This window comes from Silicimonas lutimaris, assembly GCF_047314965.1.
In the GTDB taxonomy this organism is placed as follows: Bacteria; Pseudomonadota; Alphaproteobacteria; order Rhodobacterales; family Rhodobacteraceae; genus JAVJUV01.
In genome coordinates, this window is record NZ_JBLBVK010000043.1 from 1 (window position 1) to 18,050 (window position 18,050).

An 18,050-nucleotide genomic window follows, 5' to 3' on the forward strand; every position below is an offset into this window, starting at 1 on the left:
AGAATATCACCCTTTCGCCTCTGACATTTACAAACGAGAACGGTAAATGCAGGCCTTCAGGAACCTTGGTGGGCGCAGGCAACTTAAGCCCCAGTTCATTCAGTCTTTCTTTGGGCGTTGACATGAATCGGTGTCCTTCATTGTCGCAAACTAGGGAAGCGTATAATCTCCCAAAGCGTTGGTCTACTTTGGGCTCAAACCAGACCTTCCATGTCCTCTCGAACCACCCGCCCCACCGGCCCGCATACCGATCTGCGGCTCGCTCTACCTCGACGGATCGGTGCTTCGCGAAAACGGCTAGGCAGCGAAAAAAAGCAGAAAATAATCGGTCCGGCGCTGCGTTTCGAGCACCGCAGCGTAACGATCGACTGTTGTGGAAATACTTCGTTTCGCAAAAAGAACCGATAACCAATTGCTTTCGAGACAAAATTATGTCGTTAGTCAGGTGAAATCATGGCTTTGACCTCTGTCTGGCTATGCGCTGCAATTAATATGAGTGATTGAGTAATGTTTGAAAAGTTTTGCCAGACCGGTCTAGTCCTTGCGACCGCGATTATAGCTGGAACCGCCAACGCAGCCACCATCGAGTTCAACAGCTTCACCGGCAATGCGATGGAAACCGCATACGGGATGCGCGACGATACGACGACGCGCGGCGCAGACTTAGATGGTGCGATAGTTACAGCAACCTTTGTGGATGGAAGTCAGGAAGCCGTAACTTGGCAGGCGCTGGATCAGTGGACCAATGGAACTGCAGTTGGCGACGACTTTTCCGTTTCTATGGGATGGATGGGGTTTGAACTGTCCACAACCAATCTGCTTGCATCCCTCGAGTTCTATCTTGCGCCCGCAAGCACTGTCTTCGACATTTCGCTTGCCGCTGAGGGCGCCGACGGGAATACGCCGACATCGCGCAGAGGGTACCCGTTCGAAATCTACGAGGGTGGTGATATCCTCGAAGGCATTATCAATGTCACCTATTTGGGCGCAGTGAATCTTGCCGGCCAAGCGGCGGCGGGCGATCTGTTCACAACAATGCTGGTCGACTTCACCCAGCTTGCGACAGGCGGACTCTTCGGCGATGTCTCGTTTCAATCCGACATGGACACGCTGCGTTATGCCGGCGACCTTGCCCCTGCCGATGTCCCCCTGCCCGCCAGTTTTGCCCTGCTTCTGTGCGGCATTGCGGGACTTGGCATCAATTCGCGGCGCAGTTAACAGCTGACAAGCCGCGTTATCTTGCTAGCAACAAACAATGGTTGCCGTCGGGAACAATTCACCCGACGGCCACGCATCCCGTTCTTGCGGACCAGTCACTAGCAAGATCGCGGGGATTCATCCGATCTCGACGGCAATCGCCTGCGCAACGATCGGTACGGTCGCCTCGTTCAGCCCGGCAATATTGATACGGCTGTCGCCGATCATATAGATCCCATATTTTTCACGCAGCACTTCCACCTGTGCCGGCGTCGCGCCCAGACGTGAGAACATGCCCCGATGTTCCGCGATGAAATCGAAGCGATCCGAGTTCGTCCGGTTCCTCAACTCCCGCGCCAACTGTTCGCGCAGCTTCAACATGCCCAGGCGCACGTCCTCCAGCTCGGTCTGCCAGTCGGCGCGCAATTCCGGATCGTCGAGGATCATCTGCACCACCCGCGCGCCGTGATCCGGCGGGAAGGAATAGTTCTGACGGTTCAGGAAGTTCAGCGTCGCCTGCGCCTCAGCCTTCGACTTCTGCTCCGGTGCAATGGCCATCAGGAGCCCGGTCCGCTCGCGGTACACCCCGAAGTTCTTGGAACAGCTCGCCGCGACGATCATCTCGGGCATCCGTGCCGCCAGAAGCCGGACGCCATAGGCATCCTCCTCCAGACCGTCTCCGAACCCCTGGTAGGCGATGTCGATGAACGGGATCGCACCTGTGGCCTCGAGGTGATCAGCCACAACCGCCCATTGCTCGGCGGTCAGGTTCGCACCGGTCGGATTGTGGCAGCAGCCGTGGAGCAAGACGAGATCGCCCGCTTTGACCCCCTTCAGATCCTCCATCATGCCGTCGAAATCCACGACCGGAAGATCGCTGGCCAGATACCGGTACTCCCGCATTGGAATCCCGAGGTATTTCACGATCGAGGGATGGTTCGGCCATGTCGGGGCCGAAAGCCAGATCGTCGCCGCACGATCCGCATACTGCATCAGTTCCAGCCCCTGCCGGATCGCCCCGGTCCCGCCCGGCGTCGCGACCGCAGCCACCCGGCCCGCGTCCACGCTATCGGACAGGATCAGGCCCCGCATGGCGGCGGCATAGGCGGGATCGCCCGCAAGACCGGTATAGGCCTTGGTTTCCTGCGTCTCGACCAGTCGCTGCTCGGCGGCCTTCACCGCCCGCATCACGGGCGTGACACCCTCGGCGTTCTTGTAGACCCCTACTCCCAGGTCGATCTTGTTCTCGCGCGGATCCTCACGAAAGGCCTGCATCAGGGCAAGGATCTTGTCTGCGGGTTGCGGTTTCAGGTCGGTCAGCATGGCATGCCTCTAGGTTGGGATGCGTGTCAGGTCTCGGTCGCGGGTCAGGATTCGCGTCTTGTCCTCGCGTCGGACAGGGGTGAACCCGTTTTTCTGATAAAGCGCAAGGGCGCGCGGATGATCCAGCGTACAGGTCTGCACCGTCATCCGTCGCGTGTCGGGCCGGTCCCAGCCCGTCAGGATCGCCGTCTGCAACAGCCAAGAGCCAAGCCCACGCCCGACGGCCTCAGGCACCATTCCGAAATAAGCCAGGTCGCAAACGCCATCGGGCTTGTCTTCCAGCATGAAAAAGCCCTGCGGCCATCCATGATCCAGAAGGGTGTAAAGCGACATCACGTCCTTCTGCAGCCAGGCCTCGATCTCGGGATGTTCCAGCTTGTGAATGTCTTCCCATGCATAGTCACGCCCCACCGCGTCATAAAGCGACAGGAACCACCAGACAGGCGGCTTGTCAGCTTTCAGAAGCGCTGCGGTGGAGCCTGACGGCAGATGCGGCCAATCATACGACGGGCGCTGCTCCATCTCCAGGTAAGTGATGGTATAGGCGACCTTGGTTCCTGCCTTCTGAAGGGTCATCCCTTCTCGACCGTCAGATAGTCAAAAGCCCCCCACTCGGCCCAGGACCCGTCGTAGAGTGCATGATTTCGATGGCCGATGCGCTCAAGCGCAAGCGAGATGATCGCCGCAGTGACGCCCGACCCGCAGGAGGTGATGACTGGCTTCGACAGATCGACACCAGCCGCATCGAAGACTTTTTTCAAGGCCTCGGGTGTCTTCATGGTGCCATCGCTGTTCAAGAGAGTGCGGTAGTGAACGTTCTTCGACCCGGGAATATGCCCCGAGCGCAAACCGGGACGCGGTTCCGGTTCCTCGCCGCGAAACCGCGATGGCGAGCGCGCATCGAGGATCTCGTGATCCTTCAGCTTCGCCGCGGCCGCCACTTGCGTCACGTCCTTGATCAGCTGGTTTTGCTTTGAAACCGTGATGTGACGGTCCCGCATGAGCGGCGGCATGTCCTCAACCGGCCGACCCTCGGCCTGCCATTTGCCGAAACCGCCGTCCAGAACCGCGATATCCGTCTTGCCCATCAGCCGGAACAGCCACCAGACCCGCGCGGCACTGAACATGCCCGCCCCGTCGTAGACCACGACCTGGTGCCCGTCGCCGACGCCCATCGCGCGCATCCGGCTGATGAATTTCTCGGGGGGAGGCGCCATGTGCGGCAATTCCGAACGCTGATCCGACAACTCGTCCAGATCGAAATAGCGCGCACCGGGAATATGCGCTGCGTCGTATTCGGCCTTTCCGTCACGACCCATGTCCGGCAGGTACCATGACGCATCGAAAATACGCAGATCGGGATCCTTCAGATGATCCGCAAGCCATTCGGTCGAGACAAGTGTTTTCGGATCGTCGGCCATGACGTTTCCTCAATGATTGCACGCCCTCCCTGCTACGCCTTGCCGGGCTTTGGCGCAACCCGCCCGAGGTCGGGGAACGCCGATTGTCGGTGCCGGAGCCTTGGTCTAAAGTGCCGCCGACAGGACGGCTGGAGGCAGGGCGGCAACACGCGTGACGGTACTGGCAAAATACCAGCGGCTTGAAGCGGAGGGCCTGTGGCGCCCGGAGCCCGAGGCGCAGCGCCGCGACGTCATTGTCTCTATCGGGGACGCGACATTGACCATTGCCTCGGCAAATGGATCGGCCCTCAGCCACTGGTCTTTGCCTGCAATCTTTCGAACCAACCCGGGCCACATGCCCGCGGTCTATGCACCTGGAGAAGACACTCCCGAAACGCTGGAACTTGCCGACACCGAAATCGTCGACGCCATCGAAGCAGTCCTGAAATCCATCCAGAGCGGCGGTTCGCACCCCGGAAGGCTGCGCTCCCTGACAATCGGCGCGGTACTTGTGGTCGCCTTGGCGGGCGCGGCCATCTGGCTGCCCCAGGCAATCACGCGATATACCGCCTCGCTAGTTCCGGAAGGTGCGCGAACAGAGATTGGTGCCAGACTGCGCGAGGAAATCCGCAAGCTAACGGGAGCGCCCTGCGCCGAGTCCGCGGGCCTGCGCGCGCTCGAGAAGCTTCAGAGCCGCCTTTTTCCCGAGGGACGCACGACGCTCGTGGTCATTCCCTCCGCCCTCGCGGAAACCACCCACCTGCCGGGCGGGACAATCCTGATCAGCCATCGCCTTGTCGAAGATCACGAAACCCCCGACGTTCTGGCCGGATATCTTCTGGCCGAGGACATTCGGCGATCTGGCGCGGACCCGCTGGAACGCGTGCTGTCCGACGCCGGTCTCGGCGCCGCACTTCAATTGCTGACGACCGGACGGATAGATGATGAAGCGCTGCGGCGCCATGCAGAGAAGCTGGTCGCCGCGGCCCCGATCCCGGTGCCTGACACAGCGCTGGTCACAAAAATGAAAACCGCCGGGGTTTCGGGGCAACCCTACGCCTATGCCATCGACTTAACTGGCGAAGGACAAACGCCCCTGATCGAGGCCAGCAAGGAAATCACGCAGACCTTGCCGCTTATCGGCGATGGCGACTGGCTGGCACTCCAGAGAATCTGCGAGGGCTGATCAGCTGAGCATTGGACACCCGGGTGCTGCCTCCTTTCGGCAGACGCCGGGAGGGTCGGCAGTAAAGGGAACCGGTCGCTTTACTTGGTTCCGTACATCCGGTCGCCGGCGTCACCAAGACCCGGAACGATATAGCCCTTGTCGTTCAGCTTCTCGTCCAGCGCCGCAGTCACGACAGGAACATCCGGATGCGCTTCCTTCATCCGCGCGACACCCTCAGGAGCGGCGAGGAGGCACATGAAGCGGATATTCGTGGCGCCTGCCTTCTTCAAAAGATCAATCGCCGCGACCGAGCTGTTGCCCGTCGCAAGCATCGGATCCACTGCGATAACCAACCGGTCCGCCAGTTCACCGGGCAGCTTGCAGTAGTACTGCACCGGCCGGAGCGTTTCTTCGTCCCGGTAGAGCCCCACGAAGCCGACGCGGGCAGAGGGGATCAGATCGAGCATCCCGTCCAACAAGCCGTTACCAGCGCGAAGGATCGACACAAGCGCAAGTTTGCGGCCGTCGAGGACCGGTGCCTGCATGGTCTTCAGCGGCGTCTCGATTTCTTCCATCGTCATGGGCAGCTCTCTCGTCACCTCATAGGCAAGCAAATGGCTGATCTCGCGCAAAAGCTGCCGGAAGACAGCCGTCGGCGTGTTCTTGTCGCGCATCAACGTCAGCTTGTGCTGGACCAGCGGGTGATTGACGACTGTCAGGTGCTGCGTCATGGGGTCTCCAGTTTCTTAAAAATCTTTTCCTTGGTGGCGTCATCGCAGAATGCCGCCTTCGCCGAGTTCCGCGCGATCTCTTCGAAGACACCGTCGTCCCACTCGAAAGCATCGGCCAGACGGTCATATTCGTTGTTCATCGTCGTATGGAAGAACGGCGGATCATCGGTACTTACTGTGACGGTCACACCGCGCTCGCGCAACCTGTGGATGGGATGCGCCCGCCAATTCGGATACACGCCCAGCGCCACGTTCGATCCGGGGCAGACCTCCAGAACAATCCCGTCCTCAGCCAGCCTGTCCACCAGGGCCAGGTCCTCGATCGCGCGAACGCCGTGGCCAATCCGCTCGACACCCAGGTCGTCAAGCGCGTCGCGGACGCTGTCCGGACCGCCCCATTCACCCGCATGTGCCGTCAGGCGCAAACCCGCCTCTCGAGCGCAGTCGAACGCCCACGCAAAGTCCTTCGGTTTCCCCGCTTTTTCGTCGCCGGCAATCCCGAATCCCACAACCCAGTCCCCGGCCGTCTCAGCGGCGCAGATCGCCGTTTCCCTCGCCTTGTCAGGGCCGAAATGGCGAATGCAGGTAATGACGCCACGCAGGACAATGCCGTCATTTACCTCGGCTTCATCGGCGGCTTCGCGGATCGCGGCAAGGTATTCGCGCCATGCTCCCACATCTCTCCCACCGCAGAAATCCGGCGACAGAAAAGTCTCAGAATAGATCACACCCGAGGCCGCACTTTCCTCAAGGACAGCAAGCGTCAGGCGCCGATAGTCTTCGGGCGTCGTCAGAACCGACGTCGCGGCTTCATAGACTTTGAGAAAATCCCAGAAATCCCGATACTTGTAAGCGCCATTCTCGTCGAAGATGCCGGACAGGTCCTCCTTCTTTTCAGCGGCCAGACCGCGGATGAAAGCGGGCGGCGCGGCGCCTTCGAGGTGCAGGTGCAGTTCGACCTTCGGCAGGTTGTTCAAAGAAAATTCCTTCCCTCACCTTGCGCGATGATCCCGAGATGCGCCGCAAGAGATGCTGCCACGTCGCGAAAACCGACAAGCCCGATCTCGTGCTTTCCCACACCGTATCCAACGACCGGAACCCGTTCGCGTGTATGATCCGTGCCGACCCATGTCGGATCGTTCCCATGATCCGCGGTGAACAGGATCAGATCTCCAGTACGCATGTTTTGGATCAGGCGCGGAACCTGAGTGTCGAACCATTCCAGCGCGCGCGCATATCCCGAGACATCCCGGCGATGCCCGAAATTCGTGTCGAACTCCACGAAATTGGCAAAGGTCAGGCTACCCTCCCCGGCCTCGGCCGTCAGACGGACGAGATGCTCCATCAGATCGGCATCCGGCCCTTTCACAACGTCATCGATACCCTTCATCGAAAAGATGTCGCCGATCTTTCCCACGGCATGCACCTTTCCGCCGGCCGCGTGCACCCAATCGCAGAGCGTAGGAGCGGGCGGCTCGATCGCAAAGTCCTTGCGGTGCGCCGTGCGCCGGAAGTCACCTGGCGTGCCCACGAACGGCCGGGCAATGACGCGCCCCACCTTCATCGCATGCAGGGTCGGCGCCAATCCGCGGCAAAGGTCGATCAGCCGGTCCAGCCCGAAATGCTCCTCATGCGCGGCGATCTGGAAGACGCTATCGACGGATGTATAGCAGATCGGCCAGCCCGTCCTCAGATGCTCGGCGCCAAGCTCGTCGATAATCACCGTTCCGGACGCGTGGCAGTTTCCAAGCGTCCCGGTGGTTCCGGCCAGCCGCGCGGCTTCGGCCATGACTGCCTCCGGGAAGGAAGGTGTTTCCTTCGGAAAATAGTGCCAGTCCCAGGGGACGGGCACTCCGGCAAGCTCCCAATGTCCCGATGGTGTGTCCTTGCCTTTCGACACCTCCGTTGCAGCGCCCCATAACCCGCTTGGATCCTTCGGAAAACCCGGCATCTCCGCTCCCGATGCCAGCCGCACCGCCGCCCCCAGTCCGAGACGTCCCAGATTTGGCATTTTGAGCGGTCCGGTTCGCACATCTTCCGCCCGGCCCGCTGCGCAGGCATCGGCAATGTGCCCGAGAGTATTGGCGCCGGTGTCAGGGGTCGTTCCGTTGAAGAATTCATCGGCATCCGGCGCACCACCTGCACCGACGCTGTCAAGAACGACCAGGAAGGCGCGGGGCATATCAACCTACCCGATCGTGAAGCAGCGGCGGCACTTCGGCGGTTTCAGCGATTGTGACCGCCTCGAGAAAGGCGCGCTCCGCCTGCAGTGCTGCTTTCTCGCTGGCAGCATGCAACCGGGCCAGCGGCTGCCCCTGCGCAACATCCTGGCCAAGGGACAGGATCTCGGAGAACCCGACAGATGGATCGATCCTGTCGCCCTCCTTCAATCTTCCTCCTCCCATGCGGACGACCGCCAATCCGATCTCGTGCCCGTCGAGCGCCGCCAGCTTTCCAGCCGAAGGCGCAGGGATTTCACGGATGACGTTGGCCTCTGGCAGGCGTTGTCGCCAATTCTCACTGAATGCCGACGGTCCGCCGAGAGCGGCAACCATCGCGTCGAATGCCTTTGCCGCTGCACCGCTCTCGAGAGCGTCACGCAGTTTCACTGCCGCAACTTCCGGCGCGGTATCCATCCCGGCCAGCACCATCAACTCGGCTCCGAGGGCAAGAGTGAGGTCCACAAGCCGGCAGTTCTTGGGCGCGGTGAGCGCCTCCATGACCTCGGCAACCTCAAGCGCATTGCCGGCTGCCGGTGCAAGAGGCTGGTTCATGTCTGTGATCAGGGCGGCCGTCTTGCAGCCTGCCCCGTTTGCAGTGCGCACCAGCGATTGCGCCAGTCGTTTCGCATCCTCGCCTGTTGTCATGAAGGCGCCCGAGCCGACCTTCACGTCGAGGATCAGGGATTGAAGGCCCGCCGCCAGTTTCTTGGACAGGATCGAAGCGGTTATCAGATCGACACTCTCAACCGTGCCGGTCACGTCCCGGATCGCATAAAGTCGCTTGTCCGCCGGCGCGATCCGGCTGCTCGCCGATACGATCGCGGCCCCGGTCTGGTCGATCATCCTGCGGAAGCCGGCTTCGTCGACATCGGTCGACACACCTGGGATGGCCTCCAGTTTGTCCAGCGTGCCTCCGGTATGGCCCAGACCACGCCCGGAGATCATCGGCACGCGCGCACCGACCGTTGCCAGCATGGGCGCAAGAAGAAGCGAGACACAGTCCCCGATTCCTCCGGTCGAGTGTTTGTCGATGACCGGCGCGCCGTCACCCCAGTTCAGCACATCGCCGGAATCGCGCATGGCAAGTGTCAGAGCAACACGCGCTTCCTCCGACAATCCCTTGAGACAGACCGCCATGGCGAAGGCCCCGGCCTGGGCATCCGTCACAGCGCCGTTCGCGAGACCTTTGGCGAACCAGTTCAACTCAGCCTGCGTGGGTTCACCGTTGTCGCGAACCTTTTCGATAATAGCACGGGCATCCATGTCAGCGCATGTGTCCCGGACCGAATGCACCGGGCAGCAAATCCGCAACGGCCATTTCCATCGTCTCGCCGCTCGTCGTCCCCATGACAATCCGTGCTTCAGGCTCCGCAAACTCGATCAGTTTCTGTCGGCACCCGCCACAAGGTGTCACCGGTCTTGGTCCTTCGGCGATGACGGCCGCTTCCGAAAACCGAGTTTCACCGGCGGCCACCATGGCGGCGATGGCTCCCGCCTCCGCGCACGTACCTTCCGGAGAGGCAATGTTCTCGACATTGCATCCAACGTAGATCTCCCCAGACCCCGTCTTCAGCGCCGCTCCCACCTTGAACTTGGAATATGGCGCATACGCGTTTTCCCGCACTGCCGCCGCTTGATCTAAAAGGCTCATGTTGCGTCCCTGATTTTTCGGCAAGGTGACCTGAGGTTTTGCGAAGTGCAAGGCAATCCGGTAGCTCCTTGCCCCGAACCCCGTTTCCTATCAGAATTCAATTCAGGTTGGCATTCCCGTTGACCTTGTGGGCGGACGGGCGTAGTAAACGCCAAGGTAAAATAGTTTAATATTAAACTATTTTTGGAGGATCCGAATGACCAGCGACCCAAGGCAGGAAGCTCTGCGCCAGGCAGCGCTTGACTATCACGAGCACCCAAAGCCGGGGAAACTGGAAATCCGGGCAACCAAGCCGCTTGCGAACGGGCGCGACCTAGCCCGTGCCTATTCGCCCGGAGTTGCAGAGGCCTGCCTCGAAATCAAGGCCGACCCGATGGCGGCGAGCCGCTTCACGGCACGGGGCAATCTGGTGGCCGTCGTTTCAAACGGAACAGCGGTTCTGGGACTTGGGAACATCGGCGGCCTGGCTTCGAAACCGGTCATGGAGGGCAAGGCTGTCCTTTTCAAGAAGTTCGCGAATATCGACTGCTTCGATATCGAGCTTAACGAGAACGACCCACACAGGCTTGCAGACATCATCTGCGCGCTGGAACCGACATTTGGCGCGATCAACCTTGAAGACATCAAGGCCCCGGACTGCTTCATCGTCGAACAGATCTGCCGGGAGCGCATGAACATTCCTGTGTTCCATGATGACCAGCACGGGACGGCGATTGTTGTTGGCGCCGCGGCAACCAATGCGCTGCGCGTTGCAGACAAGGCTTTCGAAAACATCAAAGTCGTATCAACCGGCGGCGGCGCCGCCGGCATCGCCTGCCTTAACATGCTTCTGAAGCTCGGAGTGCGGCGCGAAAATGTCTGGCTCTGCGACCTCCACGGCCTCGTCCATGAAGGCCGCGACGTGGATATGACACCGCAGAAACTCGACTATGCTCAGCCCGGCGGACCGCGCGATCTGAGTGAAGTGATCGAAGACGCCGACCTTTTCCTCGGATTGTCCGGCCCGAATGTCCTGACACCCGACATGGTCGCGAAGATGGCGTCGAGACCGATCATCTTCGCACTGGCAAACCCGACCCCTGAAATCATGCCCGATGCAGCGCGCGAAGTCGCTCCCGATGCGATCATCGCAACCGGACGGTCCGACTTTCCGAACCAGGTCAACAACGTCCTGTGCTTCCCCTTCATTTTCCGAGGGGCGCTGGATGTCGGCGCCACAACGATCAACGACGAAATGAAGATTGCCTGCATCGAAGGCATCGCGGCGCTTGCCCGCGCGACCACCAGCGCCGAGGCCGCTGCCGCGTACAAGGGCGAGCAACTCACTTTCGGCGCCGACTATCTGATTCCCAAGCCGTTCGACCCCCGGCTTATGGGCGTCGTGGCAAGCGCCGTGGCAAAGGCGGCGATGGAAACAGGTGTCGCCTCGCGTCCCATTGAAGATCTGAAAGCCTACAAGACCCGCCTCGATGGCTCGGTCTTTAAATCGGCATTGATCATGCGGCCCGTATTCGAAGCCGCCTCCACCGCGCAGCGGCGCATTGTCTTTGCCGAAGGCGAGGATGAACGCGTTCTGCGGGCTGCGAACGCCATGCTGGAAGAGACGACTGACCGGCCCATCCTGATCGGTCGCCCCGATGTGATCGACGCCCGAGCCCAGAGGGCAGGTCTGCCCATTCACCCCGGCGAAGATTTCGAAGTCGTGAACCCCGAAAGCGACCCCCGCTACCGCGACTATTGGACAACCTATCACAAGCTGATGGAACGCAAGGGTGTCGCGCCAGACATCGCGCGCGCGGTCATGCGTACCAACACAACCGCAATCGGTGCGGTCATGGTGCACCGCGGCGAGGCCGATAGCCTGATCTGCGGAACCTTCGGCCAATATCTCTGGCATCTGAACTACGTCTGCCAAATCCTCGCGACCGATGGCCTGCACCCGATCGGCGCGCTGAGCCTGATGATCCTCGAGGACGGTCCGCTTTTCATCGCCGATACCCATGTGCACCCCGAACCGACGCCCCAGCAGATTGCAGAGGTCGTGGTCGCCGCAGCGCGACACACGAGACGCTTCGGAGTAGAACCAAAGATCGCCCTGTGCAGTCACAGCCAGTTTGGAAATCTTGATTGCGACACCGGCCGGAAGATGCGGCGCGCCATAGAAATCCTCGACGGCGAACCGCGCAACTTTGCGTACGAAGGCGAGATGCACACCGACTCAGCGCTCGATGAAGAACTGCGGGCGCGGATCATGCCCAATTCACGCTTCTCGGGCCCGGCCAATGTGCTCGTCTTCGCGAACGCCGACGCCGCGTCTGGTGTGCGGAATATTCTCAAGATGAAGGCGGGCGGGCTGGAAGTGGGGCCGATCCTGATGGGGATGGGAAACAGGGCACATATTGTGACCCCTTCGATTACGGCGCGCGGACTGCTGAACATATCGGCGCTGGCCGGAACTCCCGTAACGCACTACGGGTGATTCTTTGCGACCCAAAGTTTGCAGATTTGCAAAAACTGGGAGCATTCCCTAAATAACCTGACCGTTAGCGGCAGGTTTGCAAAAATTTGCAGTCACGGCAAGCAAAGGATGCAAATTTTTTGCGTCCTTCTGACGCTGGAGGCAGCAAGACACTTGCCCCAAGGGCGTGGCGTCCCTTAACACCGCTGCATCACGCTGCAAGGAGGAGTGCGGTCATGGCATACCGGGACATTTATCAGGCATGGAAGAACGACCCTGAGACGTTCTGGATGCAGGCGGCCGAAGCCATCGACTGGGACAGGAAGCCGACCCGTGCTCTGGATGACAGCCAGGCGCCTCTGTACGAGTGGTTTACCGACAGCATGGTAAACACTTGCTGGAACGCGGTGGACCGGCATGTGGAAGCAGGGCGTGGCGAGCAAACGGCAATCATTTACGACAGCCCGATCACCGGCACCAAGGCCCACATCAGCTATGCCGAACTGAAAGACAAGGTCGCGCATCTGGCCGGCGCTCTTGCTGCCCGCGGGGTTGTCAAAGGGGATCGCGTCATAATCTACATGCCGATGGTGCCGGAAGCGCTTGTGGCCATGCTGGCGTGCGCGCGCCTCGGCGCGATCCATTCGGTGGTCTTTGGCGGGTTTGCCGCTAACGAACTTGCCGTCCGGATCGATGACGCCCAGCCCAAGGCGATCATCGCGGCGTCCTGCGGCATCGAGCCAGGCCGTGTTGTCCAGTACAAGCCGCTCCTCGACGCGGCGATCGAAGCCTCACGGCACAAGCCGGAACTCTGCGTCATCCTTCAGCGCGAGCAGGCGATTGCGTCTCTCCAGGAAGGCCGCGACCACGATTGGCACGCGTTCCAGGAAGGTGTCGCGCCGGCCGACTGTGTTCCTGTCGAAGGCAACCACCCGGCGTACATCCTCTATACCTCGGGCACGACCGGCCAGCCGAAAGGCGTCGTGCGACCGACTGCGGGTCATCTGGTGGCGCTCAACTGGACAATGAAGAACATCTACGGCGTCAATCCGGGCGACGTCTACTGGGCCGCCTCCGACGTGGGCTGGGTCGTCGGGCACAGCTATATCTGCTACGCCCCCCTGATCCACGGCAATACGACTATTGTTTTCGAAGGCAAGCCGATCGGCACCCCGGACGCCGGAACTTTCTGGCGCATGATCGAGGAACACAAGATCAAGGTGCTTTTCACCGCCCCAACGGCATTCCGCGCCATCAAACGCGAGGATCCCAATGGCGAATTCGTCAAGAAATACGATCTTTCATCCCTGAATACGCTCTTCCTCGCCGGCGAACGTGCGGATCCCGATACCATTCAATGGGCCGAACGGATGCTGAATGTTCCCGTTATCGACCACTGGTGGCAGACTGAAACCGGCTGGGCCATCGCGGCGAACCCGGTGGGCATCGAACACATGCCGATCAAGCTCGGCTCGCCCTCAGTGGCGATGCCCGGATATGATGTCCAGATTCTCGACGAAGGCGGGCATCCTCTGAAGCCGGGAGAACTGGGAGCAATCGCGGTCAAGCTTCCCCTGCCTCCCGGAACATTGCCGACGCTTTGGAACGCCGAGGATCGCTTCAGGAAAAGCTACCTGAACCATTTTCCCGGGTACTACGAAACCGGTGACGCAGGTTATGTCGATGAAGACGGGTACCTTTACATCATGGCCCGCACAGATGACGTCATCAACGTCGCCGGCCACCGTCTGTCGACCGGAGCCATGGAAGAGGTGCTTGCCAGCCACCCTGATGTCGCCGAATGCGCGGTGATCGGTGTGTCCGACCAGCTGAAAGGCCAATTGCCACTGGGCTTTCTTTGCACGAATACCGGGACAGACCGTCCGGATACCGACATCGTGGCAGAATGCGTGAAGCTCGTCCGTGACAAGATCGGTCCGGTCGCGGCCTTCAAACACGCCGTTGTGGTGAACCGGCTTCCAAAGACTCGTTCGGGGAAGATTCTTCGCGCCACCATGGTGAAGATTGCGGATGGTGAAGACTTCAAGATGCCTGCCACGATCGACGACCCGGCCATCCTGGACGAGATACGTTCGGCGCTTCAAACACTCGGCTACGCCGGGTAACGGCGGCGGGGCTCTGCCCCGCGCCTTGCGCGCCAGTTCCCCAAGCTTTTGAAAGAGGAGAAGCGCAATCTTCGATGAACTGCGCTAAACCGACAGGGCTGCCTCGGACAGATTGCGGAGTTTCGCCATGGCCAGGTCTCGGCCAAGGAATCCGAGACCGCAATCCGGCGCCGCCATGACGCGCTCAGGTGGGAGTAGCCGAAGTACTTCGGACATCCGCATCCTGATCTCGTCGACCGTCTCCAGCCGGCTGGAAGCAACGCGTACGAAACCCACGATCAGGGTCGACACTTCGAACAGTGGAAACAGGCGGTCGGGATTGTGACGGTGGGCATCCTCTATGCTGATCTGATCCACAACCCCGTCGACCGCGCGCGCGATCTTCACATAACTCTCAGGGTCTGCCTTCGGGTAATCCGTATCGTCCAACCGGTTGGGATATCCGCAGCACATGTGGACCACGCGGGTAACTTCCTCCGGCACGCCCTCGAAGCATCGCTCCAGCGCTCGCATCCCATAAGCAAGTGCCTCATCCGGTTTGCGGGCGAAGATCGGCTCATCGATCTGGATGTACCGGCATCCGGCTTGGGCCAGCGCCAGAATTTCCCTATTCAAGGCTGCCGCGAGATCCTCGGCCTGACGCTCGGCATCGTTGTAAAAAGCATCCGCCGTCGTGTCCGAAATCGTCATTGGCCCGGGCAAGGTCATCTTGACCGGCCGCCCGGCGGCAGCCTCGGCAACCTGCCAGTCACGCACGAGAACGCTTTCGCCCCGAGCCTTCACCGGACCGCGGATGGTTGGCAACTCCGTGACATAGGCGCCATTTCTAAGCACGCGTTTCGTCAGACCGTCGAAGTCGAACCCGTCGAAGTGACGGCACTGGTAATGCACGTAGTTTTCGCGCCGCACCTCGCCATCCGTCGGAATATCGATCCCGCAAGCGATCTGGTCCGCCACGACCTCGGCCGTTGCCCTGTCCAGGAGAGCCTGAGCCTCCTCGGTTTGCCCCGCCTGCCATCCCTTCAATACGCGTTCGTTATAGTCCTCGGCATCGTGACCAACCTGGAACCAATCCGAAATGGGCACGTAAGGTGGCTTGGGATAGGCCCCGATACAGGTTGTCGTCAGTGACATCGGTCCACCTCAGGAGAATTGCTCGCGTATCAGACGCTCTTCCAGCCCATGGCCCGGATCGAACAGGATCCTGTGGCGGACGGTTTCGTCGCTGCGCACCTCGACCCAATGCACGTTCCGCACGGGCCTGCTGTCGGCATCGGCCATGACCGGACGTTTCTCGGGGTTCAGGACATCGAAACGGACGATGGCCGCTTTGGGAACAAGCGCACCGCGCCAGCGGCGTGGGCGAAAAGCGGCGACAGCGGTCACGGCCAACACTTCCGAGCCGATGGGAAGAATCGGACCATGTGCCGAATAGTTGTAGGCCGTGGAGCCGGCAGGGGTGGCGACAAGCGCGCCATCGCAGACGAGTTCCTCAAGGCGCGGCTTGCCGTCGACCGAAATGCGCAATCTCGCTGCCTGAGGGCCGGCGCGAAGAAGGGAAACCTCGTTTATTGCCAGCGCCTCGGTCACGGTGCCGTCCTCGCTCCCAGCCCGCATGTGCAGAGGGTTGATCACCGCTTCTTCCGCCTCGGCCAACCGGGCAGGCAGGTCATCCTCGCTGTACTCATTCATGAGGAAGCCAACGGTGCCGCGATTCATCCCGTAAACCGGCTTGTTGAGCGGCCGCACATCGTTCAGCGTCTGCAGCATGAACCCGTCACCGCCCAGCGCCACGATGACATCCGCATCTTCGGGTGATGATTGTCCATATCGCGCCGTCAGGCGGTCCAGCGCCTCGAGAGCAAGTTCCGCGTCGCTGGCGCGAAAGGAAATGGATTTCGAGGGACGCATCAGACCGCTAACCTTTGGGTTTCTCGGAACGATTGCCCGCCTCAAGCGGAATTACAAGGCCGCGCCGAAATAACCTGCGACGCAAACACGCCCCTTTGTGCCGGATTCACTGCTTTCAGCCTCGGCCAAATGCCGCTATGAGACCGCGCAACAGCATTGGCCCTGACCGGAGGCTTGACAATGAACGCACCGCACCGTGACGACGGTTTTTTCACCGAAACGCTTGAAAGCCGTGACGCCGAAATCTTCGGCGCGATCCGCAAGGAACTCGGACGTCAGCGTGACGAGATCGAACTGATCGCGTCCGAGAACATCGTCAGCCGCGCGGTCATGGAAGCCCAGGGCTCGGTGATGACAAACAAATACGCCGAAGGATATCCCGGACGCCGGTACTACGGTGGCTGCCAGTACGTCGATATCGCCGAAACGCTTGCGATCGAGCGGGCGAAGGAGCTTTTCGGTTGCGGCTTCGCAAACGTTCAGCCGAATTCAGGCAGCCAGGCCAACCAGGGTGTCTTCACCGCGCTGCTTCTGCCGGGCGATACTATCTTGGGGATGAGCCTTGATGCCGGGGGCCACCTCACCCACGGCGCGAAGCCGAACCAGTCTGGCAAATGGTTCAACGCGATTCAGTACGGTGTCCGCAAGCAGGATCTGACACTCGACTACGATCAGGTGGCGGAACTCGCAGCCGAACATCAACCGAAGCTCATCATCGCGGGCGGTTCGGCCATTCCGCGCCAGATCGATTTCGCCCGCATGCGTGAGATCGCGGACAGCGTCGGAGCTTACCTGCACGTCGACATGGCTCATTTCGCGGGCCTCGTCGCGGCAGGAGAGCATCCCTCGCCCTTCCCGCACGCTCACGTTGCCACCACGACCACGCACAAGACACTGCGCGGCCCTCGCGGCGGGATGATCCTCACCAATGACGAGACGATCTCCAAGAAGATCAATTCAGCTATCTTTCCGGGCATCCAGGGCGGTCCGCTGATGCATGTCATTGCCGCCAAGGCGGTCGCCTTCGGTGAGGCGCTGCGCCCCGAGTTCAAGCTCTACCAGAAACAGGTCATCGCCAACGCCAAGGCGTTGGCTGACGAGTTGATGAAAGGCGGGCTTGATATCGTGACCGGCGGTACTGACACGCATGTTATGCTGGTCGACCTACGCCCGAAGAAGGTTACAGGTGTCGCCACTGAAAAGGCCTTGGGCCGCGCGCATATCACCTGCAACAAGAACGGCATCCCTTTCGACACCGAGAAACCGACGATCACGTCAGGCGTTCGTCTCGGTTCACCGGCAGCCACGACGCGTGGTTTCGGCGAAGCCGAATTCCGCCAGATCGGTCGCTGGATCACCGAAGTGGTCGACGGCCTTGCTGCAAATGGCGAAGACGGCAATGCCGAGGTCGAGACCAAGGTCAAGGCTGAGGTGATGGAACTGTGCCAGCGGTTCCCGGTCTACCCCGGGCTTTAATCGAAATAGCCGCGCCAGAGCAGGAAGAAGAAGACCGACAGAACGACGGTCACGAAGACGAAGGCGATCTTCGCGATCAAGTCCAGGATCTCGCCCCGTCGCTCTGCGGCGGGGTTCTGCTTTTCCAGGTAGCGCAACAACCGCTTTTCCGCGCGAGCCAGACGGCGATCATCCACCAGCCGAGACAGCTTGGGGTGAGCCGACATCTTCTCGGCTTCGATCAGGGCCGCAGCATCGGCCCGGAGATGACGCGGCAGCTTGCGCCCAGCCCGTTCCGTCACCTCTGCCAATCCCTCGCCACGCACGCGCAACTGGGTCGACATTTTTTCTGCCAAGGCCTGAAAGCGATCCTGTGTATCCATATATCTGGCGATACCGCGATGTGAG

General features: G+C 60.7%; 16 protein-coding genes. 5 read left to right on the forward strand and 11 right to left on the reverse strand.

The window, feature by feature from the left end; translation table 11 throughout:
- The first annotated feature begins 507 nt into the window (after window positions 1-507).
- Window positions 508-1,218, forward strand: coding sequence for a VPLPA-CTERM sorting domain-containing protein (locus tag ACKLNI_RS07355; RefSeq protein ID WP_413718412.1), 711 nt, complete (start codon window positions 508-510; stop codon window positions 1,216-1,218).
- Window positions 1,219-1,335: 117 nt separating this feature from the next.
- On the opposite strand, the gene ACKLNI_RS07360 is transcribed toward ACKLNI_RS07355, so the two are convergent.
- The 3 genes from ACKLNI_RS07360 to sseA are packed head-to-tail and all read right to left on the reverse strand — an operon-like array spanning window position 1,336 to window position 3,941.
- The gene (locus ACKLNI_RS07360; RefSeq protein WP_413718413.1) at window positions 1,336-2,520 is read right to left on the reverse strand and encodes an amino acid aminotransferase; all 1,185 of its coding nucleotides are present in this window, start codon (window positions 2,518-2,520) and stop codon (window positions 1,336-1,338) included.
- 9 nt (window positions 2,521-2,529) lie between these two features.
- Window positions 2,530-3,096, reverse strand: coding sequence for a GNAT family N-acetyltransferase (locus ACKLNI_RS07365; RefSeq protein WP_413718414.1), 567 nt, complete (start codon window positions 3,094-3,096; stop codon window positions 2,530-2,532).
- A complete protein-coding gene (gene sseA / locus ACKLNI_RS07370) occupies window positions 3,093-3,941 on the reverse strand; it encodes a 3-mercaptopyruvate sulfurtransferase (protein ID WP_413718415.1) in 849 nt (282 codons plus the stop codon). Before sseA ends, ACKLNI_RS07365 begins: the two co-directional genes overlap by 4 nt.
- Window positions 3,942-4,092: 151 nt before the next feature.
- Between sseA and ACKLNI_RS07375 the strand changes: the two genes are divergently transcribed.
- Complete coding sequence (locus ACKLNI_RS07375) at window positions 4,093-5,106, forward strand: M48 family metalloprotease (RefSeq protein WP_413718416.1); 1,014 nt, start codon at window positions 4,093-4,095, stop codon at window positions 5,104-5,106.
- A gap of 80 nt (window positions 5,107-5,186) precedes the next feature.
- On the opposite strand, the gene upp is transcribed toward ACKLNI_RS07375, so the two are convergent.
- Genes upp through ACKLNI_RS07400 form a run of 5 tightly spaced genes read right to left on the reverse strand, consistent with a single transcriptional unit; the run spans window position 5,187 to window position 9,716 of the window.
- Window positions 5,187-5,819: a uracil phosphoribosyltransferase gene (gene upp / locus ACKLNI_RS07380; RefSeq protein WP_413718417.1), complete on the reverse strand. Its 633-nt coding sequence runs from the start codon at window positions 5,817-5,819 to the stop codon at window positions 5,187-5,189.
- On the reverse strand, window positions 5,816-6,796 hold the full coding sequence (locus ACKLNI_RS07385) for an adenosine deaminase (RefSeq protein ID WP_413718418.1): 981 nt from the start codon (window positions 6,794-6,796) through the stop codon (window positions 5,816-5,818). The genes upp and ACKLNI_RS07385 overlap by 4 nt, the downstream gene beginning before the upstream one ends.
- Window positions 6,793-8,001: a phosphopentomutase gene (locus ACKLNI_RS07390; protein WP_413718419.1), complete on the reverse strand. Its 1,209-nt coding sequence runs from the start codon at window positions 7,999-8,001 to the stop codon at window positions 6,793-6,795. Before ACKLNI_RS07390 ends, ACKLNI_RS07385 begins: the two co-directional genes overlap by 4 nt.
- Window position 8,002: 1 nt before the next feature.
- Window positions 8,003-9,304, reverse strand: coding sequence for a thymidine phosphorylase (locus ACKLNI_RS07395; RefSeq protein WP_413718420.1), 1,302 nt, complete (start codon window positions 9,302-9,304; stop codon window positions 8,003-8,005).
- Window position 9,305: 1 nt separating this feature from the next.
- On the reverse strand, window positions 9,306-9,716 hold the full coding sequence (locus ACKLNI_RS07400) for a cytidine deaminase (protein WP_488199639.1): 411 nt from the start codon (window positions 9,714-9,716) through the stop codon (window positions 9,306-9,308).
- Window positions 9,717-9,888: 172 nt separating this feature from the next.
- Between ACKLNI_RS07400 and ACKLNI_RS07405 the strand changes: the two genes are divergently transcribed.
- Together ACKLNI_RS07405 and prpE are read left to right on the forward strand one after the other, a co-directional pair.
- Entirely contained in the window at window positions 9,889-12,171 is a 2,283-nt protein-coding gene (locus ACKLNI_RS07405) for an NADP-dependent malic enzyme (RefSeq protein ID WP_413718422.1), read from the forward strand.
- Between the two features lie 215 nt (window positions 12,172-12,386).
- Complete coding sequence (prpE, locus tag ACKLNI_RS07410) at window positions 12,387-14,276, forward strand: propionate-CoA ligase PrpE (RefSeq protein ID WP_413718423.1); 1,890 nt, start codon at window positions 12,387-12,389, stop codon at window positions 14,274-14,276.
- A gap of 84 nt (window positions 14,277-14,360) precedes the next feature.
- Here prpE and ACKLNI_RS07415 read toward each other — a convergent pair whose 3' ends face one another.
- Window positions 14,361-15,410 carry a hypothetical protein gene (locus ACKLNI_RS07415; RefSeq protein ID WP_413718424.1) on the reverse strand — a complete coding sequence of 350 codons (1,050 nt, stop codon included), beginning with the start codon at window positions 15,408-15,410 and terminating at the stop codon, window positions 14,361-14,363.
- 9 nt (window positions 15,411-15,419) lie between these two features.
- Window positions 15,420-16,187, reverse strand: coding sequence for an NAD kinase (locus ACKLNI_RS07420; RefSeq protein WP_413718425.1), 768 nt, complete (start codon window positions 16,185-16,187; stop codon window positions 15,420-15,422).
- Window positions 16,188-16,367: 180 nt separating this feature from the next.
- Between ACKLNI_RS07420 and glyA the strand changes: the two genes are divergently transcribed.
- Window positions 16,368-17,663, forward strand: a complete 1,296-nt coding sequence (glyA, locus tag ACKLNI_RS07425) for a serine hydroxymethyltransferase (RefSeq protein WP_413718426.1) — start codon at window positions 16,368-16,370, stop codon at window positions 17,661-17,663.
- Here the strand turns inward: glyA and ACKLNI_RS07430 are convergent.
- Entirely contained in the window at window positions 17,660-17,986 is a 327-nt protein-coding gene (locus ACKLNI_RS07430; RefSeq protein WP_413718427.1) for a hypothetical protein, read from the reverse strand. The genes glyA and ACKLNI_RS07430 overlap by 4 nt on opposite strands.
- Window positions 17,987-18,050 lie beyond the last annotated feature (64 nt).